At 39.5% G+C, this 25,503-nt stretch carries 22 protein-coding genes; 8 read left to right on the forward strand and 14 right to left on the reverse strand.

What is annotated here, in order from left to right:
* Positions 1-170: 170 nt before the first annotated feature.
* Positions 171-845, reverse strand: coding sequence for a 2OG-Fe(II) oxygenase (locus LMH66_RS00300; protein ID WP_229367503.1), 675 nt, complete (start codon positions 843-845; stop codon positions 171-173).
* Between the two features lie 443 nt (positions 846-1,288).
* On the opposite strand from LMH66_RS00300, the gene yghU reads away from it, so the two are divergent.
* From yghU to LMH66_RS00315, 3 genes are all read left to right on the forward strand, one after another.
* Complete coding sequence (gene yghU, locus LMH66_RS00305; RefSeq protein WP_229367505.1) at positions 1,289-2,152, forward strand: glutathione-dependent disulfide-bond oxidoreductase; 864 nt, start codon at positions 1,289-1,291, stop codon at positions 2,150-2,152.
* Positions 2,153-2,478: 326 nt separating this feature from the next.
* A complete protein-coding gene (locus LMH66_RS00310; RefSeq protein WP_229367507.1) occupies positions 2,479-3,396 on the forward strand; it encodes a LytTR family DNA-binding domain-containing protein in 918 nt (305 codons plus the stop codon).
* A 126-nt stretch (positions 3,397-3,522) separates the two neighbouring features.
* Positions 3,523-4,296, forward strand: a complete 774-nt coding sequence (locus LMH66_RS00315; RefSeq protein ID WP_229367509.1) for a CPBP family intramembrane glutamic endopeptidase — start codon at positions 3,523-3,525, stop codon at positions 4,294-4,296.
* 176 nt (positions 4,297-4,472) lie between these two features.
* On the opposite strand, the gene LMH66_RS00320 is transcribed toward LMH66_RS00315, so the two are convergent.
* Entirely contained in the window at positions 4,473-5,144 is a 672-nt protein-coding gene (locus LMH66_RS00320; protein ID WP_229367510.1) for a flagellar brake protein, read from the reverse strand.
* A 249-nt stretch (positions 5,145-5,393) separates the two neighbouring features.
* Here LMH66_RS00320 and LMH66_RS00325 point away from each other — a divergent pair, with 249 nt between their 5' ends.
* Positions 5,394-5,951: a CBS domain-containing protein gene (locus tag LMH66_RS00325; protein ID WP_229367513.1), complete on the forward strand. Its 558-nt coding sequence runs from the start codon at positions 5,394-5,396 to the stop codon at positions 5,949-5,951.
* Positions 5,952-6,323: 372 nt separating this feature from the next.
* Here the strand turns inward: LMH66_RS00325 and LMH66_RS00330 are convergent, their stop codons facing one another.
* A complete protein-coding gene (locus LMH66_RS00330; protein WP_229367519.1) occupies positions 6,324-7,004 on the reverse strand; it encodes a fumarylacetoacetate hydrolase family protein in 681 nt (226 codons plus the stop codon).
* A gap of 75 nt (positions 7,005-7,079) precedes the next feature.
* Positions 7,080-7,838 (reverse strand): sterol desaturase family protein, encoded by a 759-nt coding sequence (locus LMH66_RS00335; protein WP_229367521.1) that lies wholly within the window; start codon positions 7,836-7,838, stop codon positions 7,080-7,082.
* Positions 7,839-7,975: 137 nt separating this feature from the next.
* On the opposite strand from LMH66_RS00335, the gene LMH66_RS00340 reads away from it, so the two are divergent.
* Positions 7,976-9,850 carry a winged helix-turn-helix domain-containing protein gene (locus LMH66_RS00340; protein ID WP_229367523.1) on the forward strand — a complete coding sequence of 625 codons (1,875 nt, stop codon included), beginning with the start codon at positions 7,976-7,978 and terminating at the stop codon, positions 9,848-9,850.
* A gap of 103 nt (positions 9,851-9,953) precedes the next feature.
* On the opposite strand, the gene LMH66_RS00345 is transcribed toward LMH66_RS00340, so the two are convergent.
* Genes LMH66_RS00345 through LMH66_RS00355 form a run of 3 tightly spaced genes read right to left on the reverse strand, consistent with a single transcriptional unit; the run spans position 9,954 to position 12,305 of the window.
* Positions 9,954-10,964 carry a succinylglutamate desuccinylase/aspartoacylase family protein gene (locus LMH66_RS00345; RefSeq protein WP_229367530.1) on the reverse strand — a complete coding sequence of 337 codons (1,011 nt, stop codon included), beginning with the start codon at positions 10,962-10,964 and terminating at the stop codon, positions 9,954-9,956.
* Positions 10,964-11,869: a 30S ribosomal protein S6--L-glutamate ligase gene (gene rimK / locus LMH66_RS00350; protein ID WP_229367532.1), complete on the reverse strand. Its 906-nt coding sequence runs from the start codon at positions 11,867-11,869 to the stop codon at positions 10,964-10,966. The genes LMH66_RS00345 and rimK overlap by 1 nt, the downstream gene beginning before the upstream one ends.
* A gap of 4 nt (positions 11,870-11,873) precedes the next feature.
* Positions 11,874-12,305: an ATP-dependent zinc protease gene (locus LMH66_RS00355; RefSeq protein WP_229367533.1), complete on the reverse strand. Its 432-nt coding sequence runs from the start codon at positions 12,303-12,305 to the stop codon at positions 11,874-11,876.
* A gap of 531 nt (positions 12,306-12,836) precedes the next feature.
* Here LMH66_RS00355 and LMH66_RS00360 point away from each other — a divergent pair.
* From LMH66_RS00360 to LMH66_RS00370, 3 genes are all read left to right on the forward strand, one after another.
* Positions 12,837-13,508 (forward strand): DUF2461 domain-containing protein, encoded by a 672-nt coding sequence (locus LMH66_RS00360; RefSeq protein ID WP_229367535.1) that lies wholly within the window; start codon positions 12,837-12,839, stop codon positions 13,506-13,508.
* Between the two features lie 414 nt (positions 13,509-13,922).
* Positions 13,923-15,281: a BamA/TamA family outer membrane protein gene (locus tag LMH66_RS00365; protein WP_229367537.1), complete on the forward strand. Its 1,359-nt coding sequence runs from the start codon at positions 13,923-13,925 to the stop codon at positions 15,279-15,281.
* A 277-nt stretch (positions 15,282-15,558) separates the two neighbouring features.
* Positions 15,559-16,962 carry an RsmB/NOP family class I SAM-dependent RNA methyltransferase gene (locus LMH66_RS00370; protein ID WP_229367539.1) on the forward strand — a complete coding sequence of 468 codons (1,404 nt, stop codon included), beginning with the start codon at positions 15,559-15,561 and terminating at the stop codon, positions 16,960-16,962.
* Between the two features lie 486 nt (positions 16,963-17,448).
* Here the strand turns inward: LMH66_RS00370 and rfbD are convergent, their stop codons facing one another.
* The 7 genes from rfbD to LMH66_RS00405 all read right to left on the reverse strand — a co-directional run bounded on the left by rfbD (position 17,449) and on the right by LMH66_RS00405 (position 25,327).
* Positions 17,449-18,393: a dTDP-4-dehydrorhamnose reductase gene (gene rfbD / locus LMH66_RS00375; protein WP_229367541.1), complete on the reverse strand. Its 945-nt coding sequence runs from the start codon at positions 18,391-18,393 to the stop codon at positions 17,449-17,451.
* Positions 18,390-18,926 carry a dTDP-4-dehydrorhamnose 3,5-epimerase gene (gene rfbC / locus LMH66_RS00380; protein WP_229367550.1) on the reverse strand — a complete coding sequence of 179 codons (537 nt, stop codon included), beginning with the start codon at positions 18,924-18,926 and terminating at the stop codon, positions 18,390-18,392. Before rfbC ends, rfbD begins: the two co-directional genes overlap by 4 nt.
* The gene (gene rfbA, locus LMH66_RS00385) at positions 18,923-19,828 is read right to left on the reverse strand and encodes a glucose-1-phosphate thymidylyltransferase RfbA (RefSeq protein WP_229367552.1); all 906 of its coding nucleotides are present in this window, start codon (positions 19,826-19,828) and stop codon (positions 18,923-18,925) included. Before rfbA ends, rfbC begins: the two co-directional genes overlap by 4 nt.
* Complete coding sequence (rfbB, locus tag LMH66_RS00390; protein ID WP_229367554.1) at positions 19,809-20,933, reverse strand: dTDP-glucose 4,6-dehydratase; 1,125 nt, start codon at positions 20,931-20,933, stop codon at positions 19,809-19,811. The genes rfbA and rfbB overlap by 20 nt, the downstream gene beginning before the upstream one ends.
* Positions 20,934-21,099: 166 nt before the next feature.
* Entirely contained in the window at positions 21,100-22,455 is a 1,356-nt protein-coding gene (gene glmM / locus LMH66_RS00395) for a phosphoglucosamine mutase (RefSeq protein ID WP_229367556.1), read from the reverse strand.
* Positions 22,456-22,925: 470 nt separating this feature from the next.
* Positions 22,926-23,573: an adenylyl-sulfate kinase gene (cysC, locus tag LMH66_RS00400; RefSeq protein ID WP_229367558.1), complete on the reverse strand. Its 648-nt coding sequence runs from the start codon at positions 23,571-23,573 to the stop codon at positions 22,926-22,928.
* Between the two features lie 26 nt (positions 23,574-23,599).
* On the reverse strand, positions 23,600-25,327 hold the full coding sequence (locus LMH66_RS00405) for an SLC13 family permease (protein ID WP_229367559.1): 1,728 nt from the start codon (positions 25,325-25,327) through the stop codon (positions 23,600-23,602).
* Positions 25,328-25,503 lie beyond the last annotated feature (176 nt).

The following is a 25,503-nucleotide window of genomic DNA, read 5'->3' on the forward strand; positions in this document are numbered from 1 at the left end:
TAGCAAATGGATTAACACCAAAGCGCATTTAACACCAAGTCGCGTTAAACCTAATCGCCTTAAACAAGCGCCTTAAACAAGAGTGACTTAAACTAAAGCAATTTAAACAAGAGTGCCCTAAACCACAGTAGATACACTGTGGCTTAAGGCGACTTAGTAACTAAGTCAAATTACACAGGTGGATCAACTTTATTAGCGACAGAAGTATTAACCCTAAACCAACCTGCTATAGAGCGCCTATCTCGTTTAGCAGGTAATACTTCATGGGGAAATTCTTCACTTAAAAAAATAACCAAAGAGCCTAACAGTGGCACAATCTTGAGGCCTTGCTTATCTTGCTCATTCATATAGAGCACTAACTCACCACCATCAGCACTGGCCCAGCCTGAATTAAAATAAGCTACAACAGAAAGCACCCGATTAGCTTCACCTTTAAAGGCGTCACAATGGCGTTTGTAATAATCACCAGGCCCATAATGAGCAAAATGGCTTTCGAAAGAAAACAGCCCTAAGAATAACCGCCGATTCAAATAATCTTGTAACCTGGCGGTCCAATTAAGCCATTGATTAGCCGGTGTTGCGCCTTCTGTAATCCAACAGATTTCATCTGTTCTCACAAATTCATTCTGCAGGTATTTTTCACCGCGACCGATACCCGCACTTTTGAAAGCTTCAGCCTCAATAGATAGTTGATGGGTAAGTAATGATTGGGCTAACGGTTCAGGCAGTGCACCTAGGCGAATGCTGTAACCTTTTTGTTCAAGATCTTGAGCTATCAGTGAGAAAAGCGTTTCGTCATATGAGCTATTAGCGCCATCTGACGCTAAATGATTAACTGCAACCAATTTTAATACCTTCGGTAAAACTTATATCCTCTTAATTGGAAACACCAAAAAAGAGTAATGCTCACCAAGCAAATCCGCCATCATTGGCATATCAGAGTACAAACGCTTAAGTTAAAAACGCTAACTACTTAAGGGTTTGAATATCCTTAATTAAAGTCGGTATTATCGATTCAGCTAAGTCATTTGAGTATACATCAAGTAATATTTTTATATTGAAAACAAATTTTTAGACGAGTTTTATATTCTGCCTTTCTTGTGACTTTATAATAAAATCGAAAGTGTAATAACCAATTCTGCTAATCTATTTTTCGTCCTACACTTTTTATTTTAGTTTTGCCCTAATATCTTTTACATAGCACGAGAAATGTATCCCAGTCGGCAGAAGCTAGATAAAAGCATTGATGGTCATCTTTTAGCTAGTGTCAAATTAATGAGGTTTTACAATGACGAACGAATTCACTCCGCCTAAAGTTTGGAAAATGGAAGATGAAAATGGTGGAAAATGGGCAAGTATCAATCGACCTGATTCTGGTGCCCGTTTTGATAAAGTGCTGCCTAAAGGTAAGCATGCTCTGCAGCTTTACTCTTTGGGTACGCCTAACGGACAGAAAGTCACTATCATGCTTGAAGAACTAATGGCAGCAGGAGTAACTGAAGCCGAGTACGATGCTTACATCATTAATATTGGCGAAAGTGATCAATTCTCTTCAGGCTTTGTTGCAGTCAATCCTAACTCTAAAATTCCTGCATTACTCGATTACACCACGGATGAACCTATTAATGTTTTTGAGTCTGGTGCTATTTTAGTTTATCTGGCTGAAAAGTTTGGTCACTTTTTACCTAAAGAACTAGCGAGTCGTACTCAAGTGATGAATTGGCTATTTTGGCTTCAAGGCTCTGCACCTTATCTTGGCGGTGGCTTTGGCCATTTCTATGCCTATGCGCCTGAAAAATTTGAATACCCAATTAATCGCTTTTCAATGGAAGCCAAGCGACAACTCGATGTATTAGATAAGCAACTGACAAATAATCAGTATCTTGCAGGCGACGAATACAGTATTGCCGATATTGCTACCTGGCCTTGGTACGGCAATTTAGTCTTAGGTAATCTCTACGATGCCGCTGAATTTTTGGATGTGGAAAGTTATCCTAACTTACTTCGCTGGGCAAAAGAGATTGAGCAGCGCTCTGCTGTAGAGCGAGGAAGAATTGTGAACCGTTCATGGGGAGAAGAATGGGAACAAGTCCCTAACCGCAATAGTGCTGAAGATATTGATAAGGCATTAAACTTAAAACCTAAAGTTTAGATGTTATAAATTAAAACAAGCTTCACCACTTTAACCCTATTAGATAGGTTCACCATTTCAAAGGTTAAATAGTGACAGAGTGCTAAGACGGCAAAGTAATTACTTTGTCGTTTTAAAAGACATAATAAAGCAAGGTTGTTCAAGGAAGAACTCAATATTAGTTGGCCATTACACACATTGAATAAGTTCACGTTATATGCCCCTAAACATCACTGACACTCGCTAAGTTTTAACTTAGAAGGGAATTCATTTCAACCGTCTTTGATTTTCTCTTAGAGATAGTTTTATGTTAGTGTTTTGTAAAATTTATCATTAGAATATCTTTCATGTTTTGGTTGAACGACTCGCTAAACTCTCGCATTACTTTACAAAAACGGGCTTTGCTAACTGCCAGTATTACAGTGCTGATCTTATGTGTTTTTCAGCCTTTTGGCACTTATGAGTCAGAGTTATCATTTAAATACCTACGCTTAGCAGGCTACGGCGTTGCCACATTCCTAGCCGTCTTTATTGCAGGGATGATTGAGATAGCCTTATCTCACCATAGAGCTAAAATAAAACCTTATCCTCTATTAATCATTAGCCTATATATCACTATCGCAGCGCTGTTCAATCATAGCTATTTCGTTGTTGCCGTTTATGATAGTTGGCACTGGAAAAACCAGCTGATATTTGTATTTTACGTATCGACTATTGCGATATTTCCAGTTTCGATTATGTATTTTCGTAACCATAATAATGTGACATCAACGAGTAAACCCACTCCATCAGTCCCTTTACCTAATGCTCGCTTAACTGATACTCAATCAACAGATGCTCAGTTAACAAATTCTCGGTTAACAAAAGCTTCGTTAACAGAAGATAAAGCCCAAAAAACAACCGATAATTCTGTTATTATTCAAATAACGGGCGAGAACAAGTCAGACTTTTTATCTGTCAGCTTAGCCGATATTATTTTGATCAAATCAGCCGATAACTACTGTGAAATCATTACAATAAAAGACAACCAAGCGACTGTTAACTTACTGCACATGACACTGGTTAAAGCGCTAGAACAATTACCACACGATAGCGATATTGTTCGATGCCATCGCTCTTACGGGGTAAATTTATCACACGTGAAATCATTCCACGGTAATGCCAATGGTTTAAAACTAACAATGCAGTTTAGTGACGTTATCGTTCCTGTGTCTCGATCATATATTGCTGTAATTAAAACCGCTTTGTCACTCGCCCCTAGTTAATGTTATTCGTCCCTATTCGACAGGTTTCACCACTAAAATTTTAAGCTAATCCCAAAAGTATTGTGACTTACTCACTCGTTGTTAAAACTGTCATTCGATAAACACTAAATGACGACTGGGTAGAAGATGACAAATAAAATCAGAGCAACATTTTTGTTGGCGGCATTCATTTGTAGCCATTTATTGATAAGAAATTTATGGGGTGAAACATGGACAGAAACACTACTAGCTTTAGATAACCATTCTTATGTTCTGCACTCACTAGCCAGATGGCTTTTTATCTACGGCCCTTTTGTTTTTTTCACTTTGTACATCTTTCGAGATGAGCCTGTTTTAGCCGTGTTAGGGCTCAATTCTGATCGCAAAGACTGCTACTTAACCTCCGCCTTATTATGTTGCGTTCCTATGACGCTCGGTTACGCATATTTATCGACAGACTTAAACCTATCTATCGCGGCAGTGATAACAGGATCGATTTACCCTGCATTGTTTGAAGAGATTATTTTTAGAGCCATTTTATTTGGTCTACTATTTCGGGTTTGTAAATGGGGCTTTATTCCTGCAGCAATAACCACTTCACTGATTTTTGGTTTTGGACACCTTTACCAAAGCCATGATGTCATATCTGCATTGATGTTATTTGCTTTTATGGCTGTCGCTGGTTCTTGGTTTGCTTGGCTCTATTGTGAGTGTGCTTACAGCATTTGGTACCCTATGTGGATGCATCTTTTTATGAACGCCACTTACGGTATTTTTGGTATGTCAGGTGATGCAATGGGAGAAGCTAGCGCCAACATATTTAAAGGCCTAACCATTGTTTTGAGCCTTGTTTACGTTTATTGGTTTATAAAAAAAGGAAAGCCAAGAGCAGTGACAAAACAGCGCCTCTGGAAAAGTTAATACAGCTAAGTTAATACAATTAAGCTAATTCAGTAAAGTTAATACAGTAAAATCAGCTAATTAAACGATAAAAAAATGACTCGCAGCCTAATACTGTAAAATCTAAGCATTAGGCTATTTTTGCAAAATAACTTAGCGTGTAACGCAAGTTAATCAATTATGCCAAATTGAGATAATTATTGTTCTGCCATTAATGCCATATGAACAATTTTCTCTATTTCAGTTTCTTGTTCATTCAAAAACTGGCAACCCAATGCGGTGCCATCACCCGAGGGCTTCACATTGCAAACCCTTGCCTTTACCCTGATGGTCTCTTGCTCGTTTTCAGCGACTTCTATGACGATTTCTTCACCTTCATCTAATCCTTTCTGTTGCTGCTCCAGTTCAAGCTGGCATCCAGCTAAAGAAACATCAGTCAATGTCCCTGATAAATGATCAGGTGTAGTGCAAATTTTCATAGGTAAGTCTGTCAACACGCGTTTAGTAGAGCGTAAATTATGAATAACCATACTCTTAGGAAAGTCTAAAACTATAATATTAGAAGGCTGACTCAAGGTTTGTTTTATACTGGAAATAAAAGCAATGACCGACGCTTCATGACCTTCTACTAAGCCGCGTACTGTAATTTGTAATCCCTGCTTAATATATTGGCTGAAACTGCCCAATTTATGAGATTCAGGAAATTGAATGAGAATATATTCTTCAGGTAAATAGCCAATAAAAGTTGTTTTAAAGCGACCTTTTTTACCAACAGGCGTAATGATATCAATATTGACTGACGTGCCTGCCAGTAAATACTTAAACTCCTTCGATAATCCATCTTTGTTAGTTATTTGTTTGGTCGGCATTTTATCATCCTTGCATTTTCACCCTTCAAAAAGTTAACACGGAATTTTAACATATACAGCAGCAGCTTAACCTAAATTAAATGTTCTTAATGTACTTGCTTCACTCGTATCGATAGGTCTATTGTTATTTATACAAGGTTTAGGTTTTTTTGATGTTAAACATATAAAGGACGTTGCACCAATCCTGAATAATAGCGGTCGCTACATTCAGTAACCTCAGCCGTTTACATAGTGTAACGGAGTTAAAACATGAGAAATTTAGAATTATTTAGTACAGCATCTATCGATCACCTTTTATGGTCATCAGAGTCAACAACACCCAGTTTAGACTCTTCAGCTTTAGAGGTTTTTACTGACTTTGATGTGTCTAGACCCATCATTGTTGATGCTTCTACTAGTGCAATTGGTACAGCTAAAATCATGGAAAAAACTCATGCATATATGCGTTTGGTTGTCGATAAAAATAATAAGTTTCTGGGTATCATTACCCAACAACAACTCTCACCTCACAACTTGATGATCACAGCGAATAGACTCTCATTAACGATTAATGAGTTAATGGTAACTGAAATTATGGTGCCAAGAGAAGAACTACAAGCTTTTGATTACAATCAAATATCGACAGCAAAAGTGAGCGATATAGTACGATTACTAAAAGAAAATAACCTTCACCACATGCTCGTAATCGATCAAGACTTACATCACATCAGAGGGTTAATAGCCGCGAGTGATTTAGCAAGAAAGCTTAAACAGCCAATTCAAATAAACCAGCGCCCTTCATTTAGCCAGGTTGCCCAAGCGCATTAGGCATTACCATATCGCTTTATGCAGACATGGTTAACGGCATAATTGATGTTAATACATAGTTATCAACATCGATTTTGCCTATTTCTTAGGCTAATATAGCACAGTATATGCCTTTTCAATCAGACATCTGCGCAGTCATCTTTTGCGGCGTACATGAAGTAAAACCCAAACTTACACTCACCACTTTGCTACACTTTTATGGGCGGCAATAGCTAGGCTTTCAACCTTGCCCTTTATATCTTCAGCTAAAACAACAATATCTGTTATGAGTGTCATAACAGGTGACTGCAAACTTTTAAGCGCTATAACGACAAACAACATCAGTTAGGCGCACGCAAACATGGGCTATCGTGCCAGCTAAATTAAATCAAACTATTCTGCGACCCATGACTGACATATCATAGGTTGAGCTTTGTTAAGGTCTGCTAATAATTGCTCATAAGAATGGCATTCAATGCCAGGCCAAAGCTTCACTTCAAAAACTGCACCTTTAGTGACCTTTCCGACTCCTTTTGGCGTACCAGTCATCACAATATCACCATCAACCAATGACATAAACTCGCTAATAGAACGGTGGATCTGATCAACCGAATACATCATCAAATCACTATGGCCTAATTGAATCAGTTCATCATCAATCGTGAGCATAAAGCAAAAACTCGCATTCGCCTTGAGTGATGATGTCGATAAACTGATAAATTGGCTAAATATTGCTGAGCCGTCAAATGCCTTAGCACGCTCCCAGGGTAATTGCTGACTTTTAAGGCTTGATTGTAAAGCACGTTTAGTAAGATCCAACCCAAGCCCTACTGCAGCAAACTGACCATTTTCCACTTTAAAGCAAAGCTCTGTTTCATAATGAATCGGCTCTTGTATAAATGACGGCAGACTTTGACCAATGGCTGAGTTCGGCTTAACAAATACCACCATATCTGAGGGAATTTCGTTGCCTAACTCTTGGATATGATCGACGTAGTTGCGCCCTACGCATACGATTTTAGACGGGGTAAAAGATGCTTCACCCTCATCTTGTTCAATTACTTGTAATGTCACTTAGCACCCTTATCATTGCATTCAGCTTTATACTATTGAAATATAAACATAAAAACCACCTATAAAAAGTCATCTTTATTTACTTTTCAATGAGTTTATATCTTGAAACGTTAACATCTGTGGCAGTTTTCTCGAAGCTCCATCATAAAAACCAATTTCCTTAGCAAACGTTTTAGGATTATTGAAAGTGCCAAAAATAATATCAAAAATGGGTAAATCAGAATAATTGAAAGCATGCACGCCTTTTTCATGGTGCACTGAATGGCTTTCAGGCCTTTGTATGATATACCCGAGCCATTGGGGTGTATTAATATTGAGGTGAGGAAAAATAGCTAACACCATAGTGCTATAAAAAAACCAAGTTGTTGCTTCTGGCGATAATCCAACAAAGATATTCAGAGCTATACTTCCAATCAAAGTAAAGCCAATCATGTCGAAGGGACTAAAGTAAAAAGCGCCAAAACTATCAAGCCGCTCAGCACTATGATGCATCTGGTGAAATATTCGCCACAGGCTTTTATGTTTATGCATTGCCTTATGCCAAATATAAATCAATAACTCGAAAATTAAGATGGCGAAAATAGTACCAAGAAAAGAGTTCCGGTCATCTAAATTAGCTATCTGAAACGGTTTTAAGTATGGGTCAATCAATAATGGCAGGTAGCTAGATAGCAAAAAATAAAAACTAAATACGGCTAAAGATATCGGGACCCAACCAGTCACCTTCGGCAGTTTTCGTGCAGGGAAGCTAATTTCAATCACAATTAATGTGCCGTATATCGCTAGCAGTGTGAGCGATACGGGATCTAGAATAAGTTCAGTTAATGTCGGCATAGTGTTAGTCCTTTTCACTGGCGAATAGAACTTCTAGTATTAATTAGCGGTGCTAAACAACATGAAGATTGGATAATATTTAGCTAATTATTTGTTCACATTTCTGTCGACAAACAGATTCAGGATGAAAACTCATTGTGATTTATCGATATAACCAAACAGAAATCGATCTCATTCAATTCGAAATCCGCATTGATGGGAACGTTATTGCTGTAGAGCCTAAAGTATTCGATTTGATCGTATACTTAATTGAGAATCGCCAAAGGGTTATTTCAAGAGATGAGTTATTTCAAAATATTTGGGCAAATAGAGAAGTTTCAGATACGACCTTAAGTAACCATATTAAAACCGCTCGCAATGTATTAGGTGATGATGGTGAAAGGCAGCAAATTATCAACACAATACGCTCAAGAGGTTATCAGTTTATAGCTCAAATTGAAGAAAACCCAAAGCAAATATCATTTAACGTACAACCTTCTAGTTTAAGCAATAAAGTACCTATACTGGCCACTCTCTACCATCGTAAGTGGGAATGGCTAATGATATTATTAGTCACCGTGATAACCCTTACTTTCTGGCTTTATTATCAAAAAACAGGCACAAAAAGTCACGAACCAATACTGTTAGTTGTGCCCTTCTCAACAATTACGAACAATGAAAGCTGGGTGCCTTTTACCGAACAAATGACCCGAGAAATAATTCAAGATCTCAGAAAAATTGAGGGTATTACGACTCTCCCACCACCAACTTCCTTCACCTTCAGCAATAATAAAATTCGAAGTCATATTCTGAACAAATTACCTCAAATAGAATATGTATTAGACGGTGCTGTGAGCGAGAGTGTCAATGGCCAAATACGTGTAACTGTTGAACTTGAAAACATTCAAACAAAGGAACTCATCTGGGTAAATGATTTTGACATCAGCTCGGATAGTCTCAATATATTTGCTGTGCAGGCAAAAATAGCAACATTGGTCTCAGACACATTGAAAGTTATGGTACTTTCACAACAAAAAAAGCAACTAGCATCACCGCCAACCAATAATATGCAAGCCTATCAATTTTACATTAAAGGGCAGCACGCTTTGTCAAAAATGACGCTTTCCTCCACAGAGCAAGCGATTGCAATGTTTAATCAGGCCATTGAACTAGACGATAAGTTCGTCCAAGCTTACAAAGCAAAGTCAGATGCTTACAGGCTATTAATGACATTTTTTAAATCCCCAAAAAAAGTCATGCCCGATGTGATCAGTTCATCCTTACAAGTTCTTGCAATTAAACCAGATTCAGCACAAGTGCTTTCATCATTGGGTTTAGCTTACGTACACAACTGGCAATGGCAAGAAGCTTGGAACATGTTAAATAAGGCTAAACAACTTCAACCAGACTTAGCGACGACCGAACTAGGATTTGCATTATATTACGCAGCATTGGGGAATAAAAAAAAGTTGAAGCAAGCATTAGAGTCTGCCAATACCCTTGACCCCCTTAATTTAGAAATTGCAGAATGGGGGATGTGGGCGTTAATGATGGTCAATGATATAGAGGGTGCTATAGCCTGGGGAACAGAAAAGCATCGATTACTTCCAGAACAACCTTATCCTTTATTAAGTTTAGCCGTCGCAAAATATATAAATCAACAGGAACAAGAAAGTATCAAACTTTCTGAACAGGGAGTCTCTTTAAGTCTCAACGACTCATTACCTCTCGTATTATTAGCACAGTCCTATGCAGCATCAAATTTTGGTTCTAAAGCGCTTAATTTAGTCGCGCAAGCTCAATCAATGGACCAATATGTTTGTCCTTATGAAACAGCAGTTGTCTATGCCTTGTTAGACGACAAAGAATTGATGTTTCAGTACCTTGAAGATGCGGTTTACCATCAATCAAATTGTCTTATATTTAGTAGAAATGATCCGAGATTAGTTAAATACCATCAGGAAAAGAGATTTAAAGTTATCCTAAAAAAGGTAGGTTTAGATGATGAATCTATTAAAAAGTATCCTCAATAGCGAGCAAGCAACCAATAACGTTATTTGCACGCATATAGCAATAAGCCACTGAATAGAATTAACTAATCAGTGGCTCATAAAGGATTAATCCTAGGTAATTCTGTTAAGCGTAAGTTGAAATAAACTCGTCTAAGTGCTCGTTAGCTATTTCAATATCATCACCAACAAACTGCGCTATATGAAACAGCGCCTCACCTTCATTGGCAACTGGAATGTTTGTCAGTCCAATAATGATGCCATCTGTTGGCGATCTTAATTCGGTTACTTCGCTGCCGAACGGGTTGACCACATTAGCCAGCAAGCAACCTTTGCTTACCCGAGAGCCAATTTTACGTTTCACATTCACTAAGCCATCCGCTTCACTTCTTAACCAATAGCTTCGACTGGCATTAATCGAAGCGGTGGGTTTAAGCTTACTGCTTAGCATACCTAAATAGCGCATTACGTTAAGCACACCTGTGACACCCGATTTTATCGACAACTCGCTAAAACGCAGTGCTTCACCAGCTTCATATAAAATACAGGCAATACCTTTCTCATTAGCGTAGCCACGCATTGAGCCTTTTACAGATTTAGAGTCCATGATCACTGGCGCTCCAAACGCCGTCGCCATTGCCATCATCGTTTCATCATCAGTATCACAACGGATCTGCGGGAAATTATCACGATGGATTGCACCAGTGTGTAAATCAACAATATGAGTGGCTTTTGAAATCAACTCGCTCGAAAACAAATGTGCTAAACGACTCGCAAGCGCCCCTTTCGCACTACCAGGAAAACAGCGATTTAAATCGCGTCTATCTGGCAGATAACGAGACTGATGAATAAAGCCAAACACATTGACGATAGGAACAACCACCAAAGTCCCCGTTAAGGTTCTGATGCTCATCTTATCAATGAGTCTACGACATATTTCAATACCATTTAACTCATCACCATGAATGGCGGCGCACACTAACAGCACTGGGCCAGGCTTTTTACTATGAAACACTTCAGCATGCAGCTCTAAAGGCGTGTCGTTATACAATTTTGCTGCGGGCAGTTTGATACTGGCACGTGTGCCAGCATCAATACGAAACTCACCAATGGTAAACGCTTCACGCTTTGGCGCCATTAACCAATACCTTTGGTTTTGGTGCTACTTGGCTTGGCATTTTTCTCTATAAACTGAATAATTTTTTCAGCCACATCAATGCCTGTAGACTGCTCTATGCCTTCAAGACCTGGAGATGAATTAACCTCCATCACTAAAGGACCATGTTTTGAACGTAAGATGTCTACACCAGCCACATTTAACCCCATGGTCTTAGCTGCTCGAATTGCGGTTGAACGCTCTTCTGGTGTTAACTTAACAACTGTAGCGCTGCCGCCTCGATGCAGGTTAGAGCGAAACTCGCCTTCAGCGCCTTGACGTTTCATTGCTGCAATCACTTTGTCACCAATAACAAAACAACGTATATCAGCACCACCAGCCTCTTTAATATATTCTTGCACCATGATATTAGCTTTAAGGCCCATAAAAGCTTCAATCACACTTTCAGCCGCTTTACGGGTTTCAGCTAAAACAACGCCAATACCTTGGGTACCTTCTAGCAGTTTAATCACGCAAGGGGCACCGCCAACCATGTCTAATAAATCAGGTACATCTGCAGGCTTATTAGCAAAACCAGTCACTGGTAAACCGATGTTTTTACGTGACAACAATTGTAATGAACGTAATTTGTCACGCGAGCGAGAAATAGCTACCGATTCATTTAAGGGGTGTACACCCATCATTTCAAACTGACGTAATACTGCTGTACCATAAAATGTCACTGATGCGCCAATACGCGGAATAACAGCATCAAACCTAGGTAATTCCTCACCACGCATATGAATACTTGGCGCCATCATATTGATGTTCATATAACATGCTAAAGGATCAATAATATCGACCTCATGACCGCGAGCAATCGCAGCCTCTTTTAGACGACGAGTTGAATATAATTTTCCGTTTCTAGACATAATGGCAATACGCATGGGCTTAAGCTCCAGTTAAATATGCTGCTGATGAATCTACTAAGTAGCGTCCAGCTAACGCTCTACGTCCAAGCAACATTCTAAATTGCATGTTGTCACGCTGTGTAAGCGTGAGTTCAATATCAAATTGTTGTTCGCCAATAATGATTGGCGTTTTGATGACATAACGATTAGTGATGTGACCACCTGAGTCTTTTACATGACGACGATCAAATACTTCAAACTCACAAACTAGTTCTCTCTCAGAATCTTGTTCAGGGTGTATCCACACCTTAATCCAGTCTTCACCTGCTTTTGTAAACGGTTTAATCCTGAAAGCGTGTAAACATGACGTCTTAGCACCGGAATCAACTTTCATATTGATCCGTTCATTGCCAAGTTCAGGAAACGTCGCCCATTCACACCAGCCAAGAATTTGTAATGCATTTTTTGTCATGTTCAAGCCTTTTTACAGAACCTTGTTTAATAGCGTTAAATTAGAAAAGCTAGAGTAGAATAAATGAGTTTGTTAGGTAATATCACCGTTCAAGCATCATCAACTTAAGCCAAAACAACAATTTAACAGAGTTAATATCGAGTTAAAAAATTACTCTCAATCAGTTTGGAAGCGCATAATACTCCTAAAGATTAAAAATACTACTAAAAAAATACAAATGATATAAAAAACTATCACCAACAGTCGCTAACCTTATTAACGCTATATTCTCAAAGCGCCAAAAGTAGCAGCTAACTTTATATATTTCCTAAAAAAGTACACCTATAACTTAAATTTGATGTTTTAACACTCAACATAAATCATCTCATTCGAGTATGAGTTTAGGCATAGGTCAGCCTTTATAATTGCTACTCTTACACATCAACTGAATATAGCGAGTTAAGGTCATATATTGTCGAGGTAAAGCTAATCATAGATTGAATTTCAATGCCTTTATGGCACAATTTACCTTCATCATTTTTAGGATTTGTTATGTATACTCAGCAAAGTTTCGATTTTCTCACCTTACTTGCCAATAACAATGATCGTGAATGGTTTAAAGCCAACCAACAAGATTATGAAGACAAAGTCAGAACCCCAACACTCAAATTTATCGAAGCAATGCAGGGCCCGATTTTAAATTTGTCCCCTCGCCTAACCGCAGTCCCTAAAAAAGTGGGCGGCAGCATGATGCGCCCCCAACGAGACAGCCGTTTTAGTAAAGACAAAAGCCCTTATAAGTTGAATGTAGGCATTCAGTTTAGACACTTTCAGGGTAAAGATGTTCATGCTCCAGGCTTATATTTACACTTAGCTAATGACGGCTGTTTTCTTGCTGCTGGCATTTGGCATCCTGAATCAAAGGCATTAAATGCAATTAGACATTGTATTGATGAAAACCCTAACGGCTATCAAAAAGCCTTACTAGCGTTAGAAAAAGCTGGGTTTGAATTATCTGGTGATAGCTTAGTAAGGCCACCACGAGGTTTTGATAAAGCGCACCCTCTTATTGAGGAACTAAAGCGTAAGGATTTTATTGCTATAAAGCCCATTACAATTGAACAAGTTTGCGCTAATGATTTTGTCGATTATTGCGCCCAGGAATTTAACAAGACCATCAACTTGATGAGCTACCTTTGCTTTGCACTCGATTTAGATTTTTAAATTAACGATTCGGTTCGGTGAAAGCCAATATGGAGCACCGAGCCATTCAGTTTTTAATATGCTCCAGCTTTAATGTACTTCTTCTTTAATATTCCTTTTCTTTAATATATTTTTCCCTTTATATACAAGGAAATAAAAGCTTATCAAAAGAGAGAATAAGCAATCTCGACTTTACTTTAATGTGTCTACGGTCATACATACTGCTAACTAAACTTCGTAAATCCCGCCGACAGTTCAAACATTGTCACACTGTGTTGCTACGTGGCGATAATTGATTTCTAAGCTGTATCTTTCCGATATAACAATCTATATTATTTAATATAATAGAAACAAATAATCAACAAAACACTTCCTTAGAACTCTCCCCTTTGAACTTGATAGCTTGTATGTTCGAAGAAACGACAGGGCTAGTAGATGATGAAACAATACCTCAGTACCGCCAAAGTGATAGCGATTCAGAAGCGCATTTTTTTCATCAGCCTAATAGCCTTTACCGTGCTATTGACCCTACCTTCTGCCATAGCAGCACCTGCAAACGTCAAATCAGCAGTTAATCGCGTCGAAACCAAAGATACTGGGGTTGAGAAACTGATCCTCCCTTACGTATTTAGCACTGACTCTATGGGATTAAATTTGGGCGTGGGCGCCATGGTAAGTGGTTACCATCAAGAGCAAATGACCATTGGTGGTACCGTCTATGGCGGCGATGTCAGTTATGGTGCGGGCGCTGGCGTTTGGAATTACCGTTTACCTAAAACAGACCGATTTTTTATGAGCCTGGTCGGCTTTATGGGCTATTACCCGCAACAAAAAGCCTATGCTGGCGGAGCCGGTGAATACATTCCAGTTGGAACACCATTGCCAGGCAGCAATGACTCATCCAATGAGCAATTTCTGCAAGCGGATGGCGCCTCAAATTGGTGGGATATAAAAATTGAATACACGCTACCTATCGGCGCAACACGTGATAAAAGCACAGTGAGCTATGACTTAACTAGAGGCTTACTCACCTCTGAGCCCACTGGGGGCAGAGTGTGGAACCCGATGGAATCAGGCGCTACTGTTGCCGTACTAAGGCAATTTAACCGCTACGAAAGTTTTGAACTTGATGATGGTGAGCTTGATGGCGCAATTCACGCTATTGAGTTAGGGCTTTTATACGACAACACTGATTTTTCAATCAACCCCAGTTACGGTAGTAAACAGTATGTCGCTATCTCTCATGATGCAGGTTGGTTCGAATCAGAAAAGCAATGGACCTTTATTGAGTTTGAAGCCAGTAAATACTTTTCATTTGGTGAATCGGATTACGCATCGCAGCGTATTCTTGCATTAAATTTTTGGACAGGCTATTCGCCCACCTGGGAGCTTGAATACGACGATGAAGGCGGAAGAATTGTCACCAATAATGCACCTTACAGCGAAGGAGCAACCTTAGGTGGTTTTTATCGCATGCGCGGATTTGATAATAAACGCTTCCATGATAAAGCAGTGATTTATGGCAGTGCTGAGTACCGATACACCCTTAAATACAACCCGATTGAAGACGTTAACTGGCTCAAGTTTCTTCGTTTAGACTGGTTCCAATTGGTTGGTTTTGTTGAAGCTGGGCGTGTTGGTGAGTCTTACACTAGCGATGAGCTACTAACTGACATGAAATACGATTATGGCGTATCACTAAGAGCATTAACCGCAGGGATTGTTGTAAGGCTTGATGTTGCCCAATCAGATGAAAGCACTAATGCGTGGGTCATGGTCGATCATCCTTTTTAATTTTATTGGCATATATTTCTATGATTAAGGTATGTCATTAAGGTCTTGAATGAGTTCTGTCCTGTTCCCTAGCTTGAACGCAAGCTAAAACGGACCTATTACATAACCGAAAACACAGTCATCTAACGATAAAGGTGGCTTGTTTTTCCACCGAATTTATTAAGCTCGACATAATCTCAGCGATAACTTTAATCCACTCTATTAGCCATGTTAAACTCACCTATTATTTTATTGATATGCGGCCGAGTAAACGCCTCATTCCATTCTTGAGTGAACCATGAACCAAGCAGATATCCAAGCCAATACACCCGCTGAAAAAAGAGCTTTAAGTTATTCAGCGACCATCAAAAAACTGTTTGATGAAGTATTAGACACTAAAATGCCTGCGGATAGGATTGTGGCCAATTACTTCCGTGAGCATAAAAAGCATGGTTCAAAAGATCGCAGGGTTATACGTGAAACCTTATTCGGGTTATTTCGTTGGTGGGGTTGGCTTAAGCAGTTAGGCTCGCAACATGATGAGCAAACATGGTTCAAAATGCTCAGTAGTTGTGCCATTCTAGAATTACATACTTGGCGAAGCTTTGCTGAGGCATGGCAGCAGTTTGGCCAATTATCCCCTTCTCAGTTAGACATTATTAATAATGTGCTGAATGAACAGTTAAACAGTTCTGCTGAACCTATAACTGAAGTAAACACTTACACAGTCGTTGAAAAAACACAGTTAATGGCCAGCATTTATAACCCTGTTGCTTTCAGTGAATCACAACTATTACCTGATTGGTTTTGGGATGTGTGCCCGATAAGTGATGAGTCACAGAAAATACAGCTCATCGAGGCAATGAGCTCACGCCCACCGATATGGGCAAGAGCACAGAATATTGATACCCAAGTAGCAGTAAAGCAATTACAACAAGCAGGGATAGATGCCAGTGCTAGTAAATACTTTGCTGATGCATTAAGTCTTGGCAATAAAAGTATTAACCTCAATGACGTCGCATTATACAAGCAAGGCCAAGTTGAAATACAAGATTTAGCTTCGCAAGTGATTGGCAATACTTGTCAGCCAAAGGCTGATGAGAAATGGTGGGATACTTGCAGTGGCGCAGGCGGAAAAACCTTACAGCTTCATTCACTTATGTTACAAAATGCGAGCTCAAATTTAAGTTCAAGTTCAAAAGCCAAACTAACCGGCTCTATTGTGTCTTCGGATATTCGCTCAAAAGCGTTAGAAGAGCTTAAAAAGCGCGCCAAAAGAGCAAACTTCAAAGGCATTACTGTTGCACGCTGGAAAAGCGACGACTTGCCAGTCGACGCTAACAGTTTTGATGGTGTTTTAGTGGATGCCCCATGCAGCTGCACAGGCACTTGGCGTAGAAACCCAGACATGCGCTGGATTGATGATAGAAGCTGCGTAGATAATAAATCAGAACTGCAGCTTGATATATTGTCTCGTAGTTCAAAAGCCGTTAAAACAGGCGCGCACCTTGTGTATGCCACTTGCTCATTATCACCGATAGAAAACGAACAAGTGGTAGCGCAATTTTTACAACACAACCCAAACTTTGATCTCGTGTTGAGTACACACCCATTCACCCAAGCTCAACAAAAACACATTACAGTGTGGCCTAATAAAGCGAATTCAGACGGCATGTATGTGGCGAGAATGGTAAAGCGATAGATGTTAGTTGGTATGTGTTAAGTGCTAGTGCTAAGTACTAAGTAATGAGTTGCTATGTGTTGAGTGCTAATGCGAAGTGATAAGTACTTAGTGATAAGTACTAAGTAATGAGTTGCTATGTGTTGAGTGCTAATGCGAAGTGATAAGTACTTAGTGATAAGTACTTAGTGATGAGTTGTTTTACGAGTATAAGTGCTTAAAGCTTATTTTGGCTAATACGCTTGTGTGATAGGAATAGCCTGCTATTGCTATCACATCTTTTGGTTCAAAGGCCTTGTCTCAAAGTCCTTAGCACAAAGTCCTTGTCTCAAAGTCCTTAGCACAAAGTCCTTAGCACAAAGTCCTTGTCTCAAAGTCCTTGTCTCAAAGTCCTTGTCTCAAAGTCCTTGTCTCAAAGTCCTTAGCACAAAGTCCTTGCCTCAAAGGGCTTAGCACAAAGGGCTCATCAAAAAGAGTTTCTTTCAAGCTTATCTCCCAGAGCAATCTTTATAACTGGCTTACAATGCGCTTTAAAGCATGCTGCCAATCACAAATTTTCACCCCCCAAGTCTTAGCTATTTTACTGCAATCTAGAGCGGAATATTGTGGACGTTTAGCAGGAAGTGGGAAATCTTCAGTATTTATAGCAACGAGCTTAGGTGATGCAGTTAACTTACCCTGACTCATCGCTTCAGCAACAATCGCACTTGATAACCTAAACCAAGTCGTCGGCGAAGAGCCACAATAATGAAAAGTTCCCCAGTGATATTTACCCTCTGCAATTTTCATCGAAAGGGTAAGGATAGCGTCAGCCAAATCATGTGCTGATGTCGGGCAGCCCATTTGATCATCAACAATACGTAACTCATTTCTATTCTGAGCGAGTCTAATAATGGTTTTAGCAAAATTATTACCATATTCGCTGATTAACCAAGATGTTCGAATAATGACATGCTGAGAACACGCTTGTTGAATAGCTAACTCACCTTGACGTTTTGACGCGCCATACACATTTATGGGACGCGAAGAGTGAGCCTCAAGATAGGGTATTGTCGCTTGTCCATCAAATACAAAATCAGTCGAAATATGAATAATAGGGATATTGGATTGATTAGCTACTAAGGCTAAATTTCTAGCGCCTTTATGATTAACATTATAAGCCTTATCAATATTCGACTCCGCATTATCTACCTCAGTATAAGCTGCTGTATTGATAATGAGTTTAGGCTTATGAGTAAGAACAAAGAGCTTTACCGCATCAAAATCGGTGATATCAAGCTTGAACGATTTCGTTCTCGAGGCTTTCAAGCTAAAAGATTCCGAACTAGGATAGTCAGGGTTTGTGTGGACTGATTTAACCAGATCAATAGATGAAAAAGCCTGATTGTCTATCAACGCTTGTTGTAAACATTGCCCTAATTGACCACTCGCACCAACTAACCAACACTTCACTTTAACAGGTCCTTAAATCGCAATCCTTTCTCGTCTTTGTCAGACAATATGACACTTTTAATGGGCCAAGTAATGCCTAAATCAGGATCATTCCACTTAATACAAGCTTCATTACTGGGGTCATAATAATCTGTGCATTTATATTCCACATCAGCTATTTCAGTGAGCGCGACAAATCCATGAGCAAAACCTTCAGGGATATAAAGCTGGCGCATATTAGTCTCTGTTAACTCTACGCCGACCCATTGGCCAAAGGTAACTGAGCCTTTGCGAATATCAACGGCCACATCAAAAATGGTACCTCTCACAACACGAACCAATTTAGCTTGAGGATTAACTTTTTGATAGTGTAAGCCACGCAAAACACCTTTTCTAGAGCGAGAGTAGTTATCCTGAACAAACGCTTTATCGATACCTAGCAAACGCCGATATCTATCGGCTTGGAAAGTCTCGACAAAATAGCCACGAGCATCATTAAACACTGAAGGTTCAATCATTTTAACGTCAGCAATCTTAGTATCAATAACCTTCAAAATTGGTGTTCCTTGCATAATGACATTAAGTAATCACCATAAGCGGTTTTGTAATGAAACTTGGCCTGGATAATTAATTCATCTCGAGTGAGCCAACCATTGCCGTAGGCAATTTCTTCTAAACAAGCGACCTTTAAACCTTGTCTTTTCTCAACGGTTTGCACAAAGTGACTCGCTTCAAGTAACGAATCATGCGTACCGGTATCTAACCAGGCAAAACCACGACCTAAGGTTTCAACACTTAAATCACCACGCTGTAAATAAGCCATGTTCACATCGGTAATTTCAAGCTCCCCTCGGGCTGAAGGAGTAATAGATTTAGCTATGTTAATGGCGTCATTATCGAAAAAGTATAAGCCTGTTACGGCATATTGAGATTTAGGCAATGATGGTTTTTCATCAATACTGAGCGCTTTACCGTCAGCGTCAAACTCTATCACACCGAAACGTTCTGGGTCGCAAACATGATAACCAAAAATCGTCGCGCCTTTAGCTTTGGAGGCAGCATTTAGTAGCTTATCTCTAAAATGATGGCCATAAAAAATGTTATCGCCCAACACTAAAGCCACATTATCTTCAGCAATAAAGTCTTCTGCGATAATCAGTGATTGCGCAATACCTTCAGGTGCTGCTTGTACCTCATAACTAAGGTTAATACCGAACCTTTCACCAGTACCAAGTAGTCTTTTAAAGCTTGATAAATCTTCTTCGGTACTGATGATTAACACATCTTTTATACCTGCCAGCATTAACACAGAAATGGGGTAATAAATCATGGGCTTGTCATACACAGGCAATAGTTGTTTAGACGTACCTAAAGTAAGCGGAAATAAACGGCTACCAGTGCCTCCCGCCAATACGACTCCTTTATAGGCTTGCTGACTAATTTTGTGCATCAGCATTGCCCTTTTCACCATCATTAATACTTTTAATGCTTTCTTCTTCACACACACAATCAATATCAATATGATTTTTAGACAGAGTATTTTGAGGTAAAGTTAACCACATCCCAGCATTCGCGATATACCATTTAACCGTTTTTCTAAGGCCTGTTATAAAGGTTTCTTTCGCTGACCAAGCTAAATCATTTTTGATTTTAGAAGCATCAATAGCATAACGTTTATCATGACCTGGTCGATCGTTAACGTATGTGATCAAATCCCTAAATTGATCGCCTGTTTTGTATTCTGGTGCTAACTCCTCCAGCAAATCACAGATCAGATTAATCACATCAATATTAGTGTATTCGTTATTTCCACCGATATTATAGGTTTGCCCGACTTGCCCTTTTTTGATGACGTTATATAAAGCATCGACATGATCATCAACAAACAGCCAATCTCTGACTTGTAAGCCATCACCATAAACCGGTAAATACTTGCCAGCTAAGGCACTTAAAATCATGTGCGGAATTAATTTTTCAGGAAATTGATAAGCACCGTAATTATTAGAGCAATTACTGATGATAATAGGGAGACCATAGGTTCGATGCCAAGCACTGACTAAATGATCTGCAGAAGCTTTTGATGCCGAATAAGGTGAACTTGGTGCATATGGGGATGATTCAGAGAAAGGTTCATCTGTTGGCGATAAATCACCATAAACCTCATCAGTAGAAATATGAAGGAAACGAAATTGAGATTTTTTGTCACCACTCATCTTGTGCCAGTATGTTCTAGATGCTTCAAGCAACTGAAAAGTACCTACAATATTAGTTTGTATAAACTCCGAAGGTCCTGAAATAGAACGATCAACATGACTCTCTGCCGCTAAGTGCATCACAACTGAAGGTTGATAATGTTCGAGAATTCTCTGCAACGCCTCAGCATCACAAATATTAGCTTGAACAAAGTGGTAACGAGGTGAGTCAGAAACCTCTTTTAAAGCATCTAAATTACTTGCGTAAGTTAACACGTCAAGATTTAACACTTGCTCTTGAGTGTGATTTATAAGGTAGCGTATTAGTGCGCTGCCAATAAACCCCGCCCCACCGGTTATCAAAATCATTCTTATATCTGACCTAATTCTATATCGCAAACACTGAAGGAATGCGCTTTATTACCTATATAGTAACAAATAAAACAAAAATGCCAGAGCATCGCTCTGGCATTTTTAATTTGTATTTCGTTAAGTCAGTTAACCCCGACTAAACAATGAGGTTCAAGCTAATAAATCAATTAGCTGCAGATACTGCATCGGCAAGACTTTGAGCTTGAGTCTGCGTCATATCTTCACAAGTTGATTCAACCATAACGCGAATTAACGGCTCTGTGCCTGATTTTCGTAACAAGACGCGGCCATTATCACCCATAACAACCTCAGCAGCCTTAACAGCTGCCTGAACCTGCTCAGATGCAATAATTTCATCAGCGTTATCTGCTTTAAGGCGCACGTTAATCAAAATTTGCGGCAGTTTAGTCATGCCAGATTTGACTTCCGATAAGTTTTTACCTGAATCAATCAAAGCATTTAACACTTGAAGCGAAGCAACAATACCATCACCTGTGGTGGTATGTTTAAGGCTTAATATATGGCCTGAACCTTCACCACCTAAAAGCCAACCGGTATTTTTAAGTTGCTCAACAACATAACGATCGCCAACTTTTGCACGAACAAAAGGAATATCCATTTCTTTAAGTGCTAGCTCTAGCCCTAAGTTCGACATTAATGTACCAACGACACCGCCACTTAGCTCACCAGAAGTTTTAGCCGCTTGTGCCAAGATAAATAATATCTCATCACCGTCTACAGCGTGACCATTGTGATCAACAAACAACACCCTGTCGGCATCACCATCAAGAGCAATGCCCAAATCAGCTTCATGAACCATGACAGCAGTTTGAAGACTATCTAAATGGGTTGCACCACAACGTTCATTAATATTTAAACCATCAGGCTTATCATTGATACTAATCACTTCAGCGCCAAGTTCAGCATACACTTCTTTAGCAATGTGATATGCCGCGCCATTAGCTGAATCCACCACTATCTTGAGGCCCATTAATGACTTGTTTTTATCAAACGTGCCTTTACAGAATTCAATATAACGCCCAGCAGCATCGCTGATCCTACGTACTTTACCTAGCTTTGCAGAATCTACACACGTCATGGCGCCGTGATTAATCGCTTGATCTAGTAAATGCTCAATTTCTAACTCTTGCGCATCATTAAGCTTAGTGCCTGAATTTGAGAACAGCTTAATGCCATTGTCATAATAAGGGTTGTGTGACGCACTAATCACCACGCCTGCATCGGCTCTAAAAGTCGATGTTAAATAGGCAATCGCAGGTGTCGGCATAGGCCCAACTAACGCACAATTAATACCAGCCGCAGAAAAGCCAGCTTGCATTGCCGTTTCAAGCATATAACCACTGATACGGGTATCTTTACCAATAATCACTTCTTTGGTACCAGCAGAGGCTAAAACCGTACCTGCCGCCCAACCTAACTTCATCGCAAACGATGGGTTAATCGGAAACTCACCCACTTTGCCACGCACCCCATCGGTGCCAAAATACTTACGAGACATTATTACTCCAATGAAACAACTACGAGCTACTATCTAATAATACATCGCCCACAGCTCATTTTATAAATCGAATGCTTTTATTCACTGTGGCTAAGTTTACCTAATTTTTAGCCAAGTTTAACCATATTTATTGGCAGGACATCATTGAGTTCGAATTATGTCGCACTAAATTGAATTTCGGTGACCGATTTAGTATTAGCTAAATAACTTATCTGTAGTTAACTTTGGCGCAATGTGGACATGACTCAACACGATGAAACAGGTCTTGCTAATGCCAGCGGCTTTATAGGCGAAGTTACAAAAGGCGCTGACATTAAGAGTTAAGATGAGGTTTGTTTGAGCTGAAGTGCTGATACTGCTGTTAGCTGTTAGCTGTTAGCTGTTAGTAATAAAATAAAATAACTTACTTCCCATACTGCAGATTCATTATGGGAATAGAATTAAACATCAAAATCCATCGACATATCACTTCACAGTGATGTAGTGATGTAGTGATTAGCAATTAAATAGTTAATCACTTGCTTGGCGCAGGCTTCAATGTCTTTTTCGGCCGTTTTAACGTGGATTTCAGGCGTTAAAGGGATGTCATAATCCGAGTCGATACCTGTGAAGTGTTTAATCTCACCCGCTCGTGCTTTTTTATAAAGCCCTTTAGGGTCTCGCTGCTCACAAATTGTAATAGGTGTATCAATAAACACCTCAATAAACTGCCCTTGATTAAGCTGCGATCGCACCATTTCTCTGTCTTGTAAAAATGGCGAGATAAATGCTGTAGAAACAATCAACCCAGCATCCACAAATAGCTTTGACACTTCACCAATACGACGAATATTTTCAACTCGGTCAGTATCACTAAAACCTAAATCGCCATTTAAGCCATGACGAACGTTATCACCATCTAACACGTACGTTTTACAGCCCAAATCATAAAGCATTTTATCTACAGCATTGGCGACGGTAGATTTACCTGAGCCACTTAACCCTGTAAACCACAACACCGCAGCGCTATGCCCATTGAGCTTGGCGCGTTCATCATGGCTAACACTTGTAAGGTGCCAGACAACATCGGTTGATTTTTCAGCGCTAACGTCAATAGACTGATAAGGCGTTTGTGACATGGTAAATCCTTGTAATACTTAAGCCGTTAAAAAGGAAAGAAATATGGCACTGCCAGAATAACAATTGCGCCATAAACTATACTGACGGGCAAACCGACTTTAATAAAGTCGTTAAACTTATACTGACCGGCGTTAAACACCATCAAATTGGTTTGATATCCATAGGGGCTAATAAAACTGCCACTGGCGGCAAATGCAACCGTCATAACAAACGGTAAGACATCGACCCCAAAACCCAACGCCACACTGTAGGCAATTGGAAACATCAGTGCGGCCGCAGCATTGTTGGTGACAAGTTCTGTCATAAACCAAGTTAAAAAATAAATAATAATCAAAGCTAAGTAAACATGATTACTGTCAAATCCATCACTTATCCAATCACCCAACAAGCTCACAACACCGGCATTGGCCAATGCATGAGATAACAAAATCGCCGCAGAAACAATTAACCAAATATCAATGGGCAACCTACGCATAATTTCATTAACGCTAATCGACTGAGATAAAATAAGACAGCCAAGTAAAATCACTAACCCTTGAAATAATTCAACCCATCCCAAAGCCGCTAACGCAACAGTAGAAACAAAACCTCCCACCGCTAACCACGCCCGCCAGCCATTTAATCTAACTTCAGTTTCAACACCACTCAAAAAGATAAAGTTTTTACTGATATTACGGCGAGATTTAAAATCTTCACCGACAGCAAGTACTAAAAAATCACCCGCTTTAATGCACACTTCACCTAACTTACCCGACACTTGCTCACCATCACGTCTAATCGCAACAACAGCAGCATCGAATAAGGCTCTGAAGCCAACATGTTTAAGTGTTTTTCTAATTAAAATGCTTTCAGGTCGCACAACCACTTCAGTTAAATTGGCGGTTGTCAGTTCATTTTGGTGAGCAAAGGTTTTAAGGCCCGAAAACTGAGCTAGTTGCTCAACCTTAGTTATGTCACCTGAAAAAATTAATCTGTCATCTTGCCTGAGTATTTCACTAGGAGAAACAGGGCTGATTAAACATCCATCACGCACCACTTCCACCAAAAATAATGACTCTAAATTGCGCAAGCCATTGTTTTCGACAGTTCTTCCTATTAACTCAGAATGCTCGGTTATTTTGGCATCAATAAAATAGCCCTTACTACAATCCGACACGGGCGCATTTTCAGGTAAAAATCGAACAGAAAAGGCCAATACCCCACCACAACCAACAACCAATAAACAACCAATGGCTGTAAATGAGAAAAAAGATAACGATTGCCCTGCAGTATCCAAATAGAGACTGTTGATAATTAAATTAGTAGATGTACCAATCAGGGTTAATGTTCCCCCTAAAATGGCTGCATAGGACAAGGGCAGTAATAATCGACTAGCAAAATGGTGTGGGTTATTTCGAATCGGCGAAAGTAGTGTCGCCACGACCGCGGTATTATTTAACAAAGCAGAACTGATTGTTGTTAACGAAAACAGCCGAATAAAAGTAGCCTTGTAGCTTTTTAAAATCACTTTAGAGGCTATAAGGCGTAAGAGACGGGTTTTTTCTAATGCGAAAGAGCAAATGATCAATAACACTAAAGTGATCAACCCAGGATTAGCAATACTAGACAACAGCTGTTGCTGGGTTACTAAGCCTGAAGCCACTAATAATAATAAGGTTACGCCAAAAACGGCGCCAGGCCGATTCTGAAAGCGTAATAATGCCATAATGGTGGCAACAAAAATAAATACTGTAACGTAGGCTTCAATTGACATATAACAATGGTTCACGCTAAGTAAGTAAAAAAATAGGACTAAAGAGCACCACACACTTTTAACGAAAGAATAAGCACCGTATTAATCAGTGCCATCACTACTATTAACTCTATCAATGTGTGGTTTCCTCAGTATTCGCAGCCATGTTTTATAATTCGCTTGCGAAAGAGTAACTT

The sequence above is a fragment of the Shewanella sp. 10N.7 genome, assembly GCF_020806285.1.
Lineage (GTDB): Bacteria > Pseudomonadota > Gammaproteobacteria > Enterobacterales > Shewanellaceae > Shewanella > Shewanella electrodiphila.

Bases quoted from the DNA above. Each gene is read 5' to 3' on its own strand.
- yghU (WP_229367505.1), top strand. From the start codon at position 1,289: ATGACGAACGAATTCACTCCGCCTAAAGTTTGGAAAATGGAAGATGAA.
- LMH66_RS00310 (WP_229367507.1), top strand. From the start codon at position 2,479: ATGTTTTGGTTGAACGACTCGCTAAACTCTCGCATTACTTTACAAAAA.
- LMH66_RS00315 (WP_229367509.1), top strand. From the start codon at position 3,523: ATGACAAATAAAATCAGAGCAACATTTTTGTTGGCGGCATTCATTTGT.
- LMH66_RS00320 (WP_229367510.1), bottom strand. From the start codon at position 5,144: ATGCCGACCAAACAAATAACTAACAAAGATGGATTATCGAAGGAGTTT.
- LMH66_RS00325 (WP_229367513.1), top strand. From the start codon at position 5,394: ATGAGAAATTTAGAATTATTTAGTACAGCATCTATCGATCACCTTTTA.
- LMH66_RS00335 (WP_229367521.1), bottom strand. From the start codon at position 7,838: ATGCCGACATTAACTGAACTTATTCTAGATCCCGTATCGCTCACACTG.
- LMH66_RS00345 (WP_229367530.1), bottom strand. From the start codon at position 10,964: ATGGCGCCAAAGCGTGAAGCGTTTACCATTGGTGAGTTTCGTATTGAT.
- rimK (WP_229367532.1), bottom strand. From the start codon at position 11,869: ATGCGTATTGCCATTATGTCTAGAAACGGAAAATTATATTCAACTCGT.
- LMH66_RS00355 (WP_229367533.1), bottom strand. From the start codon at position 12,305: ATGACAAAAAATGCATTACAAATTCTTGGCTGGTGTGAATGGGCGACG.
- LMH66_RS00360 (WP_229367535.1), top strand. From the start codon at position 12,837: ATGTATACTCAGCAAAGTTTCGATTTTCTCACCTTACTTGCCAATAAC.
- LMH66_RS00365 (WP_229367537.1), top strand. From the start codon at position 13,923: ATGATGAAACAATACCTCAGTACCGCCAAAGTGATAGCGATTCAGAAG.
- LMH66_RS00370 (WP_229367539.1), top strand. From the start codon at position 15,559: ATGAACCAAGCAGATATCCAAGCCAATACACCCGCTGAAAAAAGAGCT.
- rfbA (WP_229367552.1), bottom strand. From the start codon at position 19,828: ATGCTGATGCACAAAATTAGTCAGCAAGCCTATAAAGGAGTCGTATTG.
- rfbB (WP_229367554.1), bottom strand. From the start codon at position 20,933: ATGATTTTGATAACCGGTGGGGCGGGGTTTATTGGCAGCGCACTAATA.
- glmM (WP_229367556.1), bottom strand. From the start codon at position 22,455: ATGTCTCGTAAGTATTTTGGCACCGATGGGGTGCGTGGCAAAGTGGGT.
- cysC (WP_229367558.1), bottom strand. From the start codon at position 23,573: ATGTCACAAACGCCTTATCAGTCTATTGACGTTAGCGCTGAAAAATCA.
- LMH66_RS00405 (WP_229367559.1), bottom strand. From the start codon at position 25,327: ATGTCAATTGAAGCCTACGTTACAGTATTTATTTTTGTTGCCACCATT.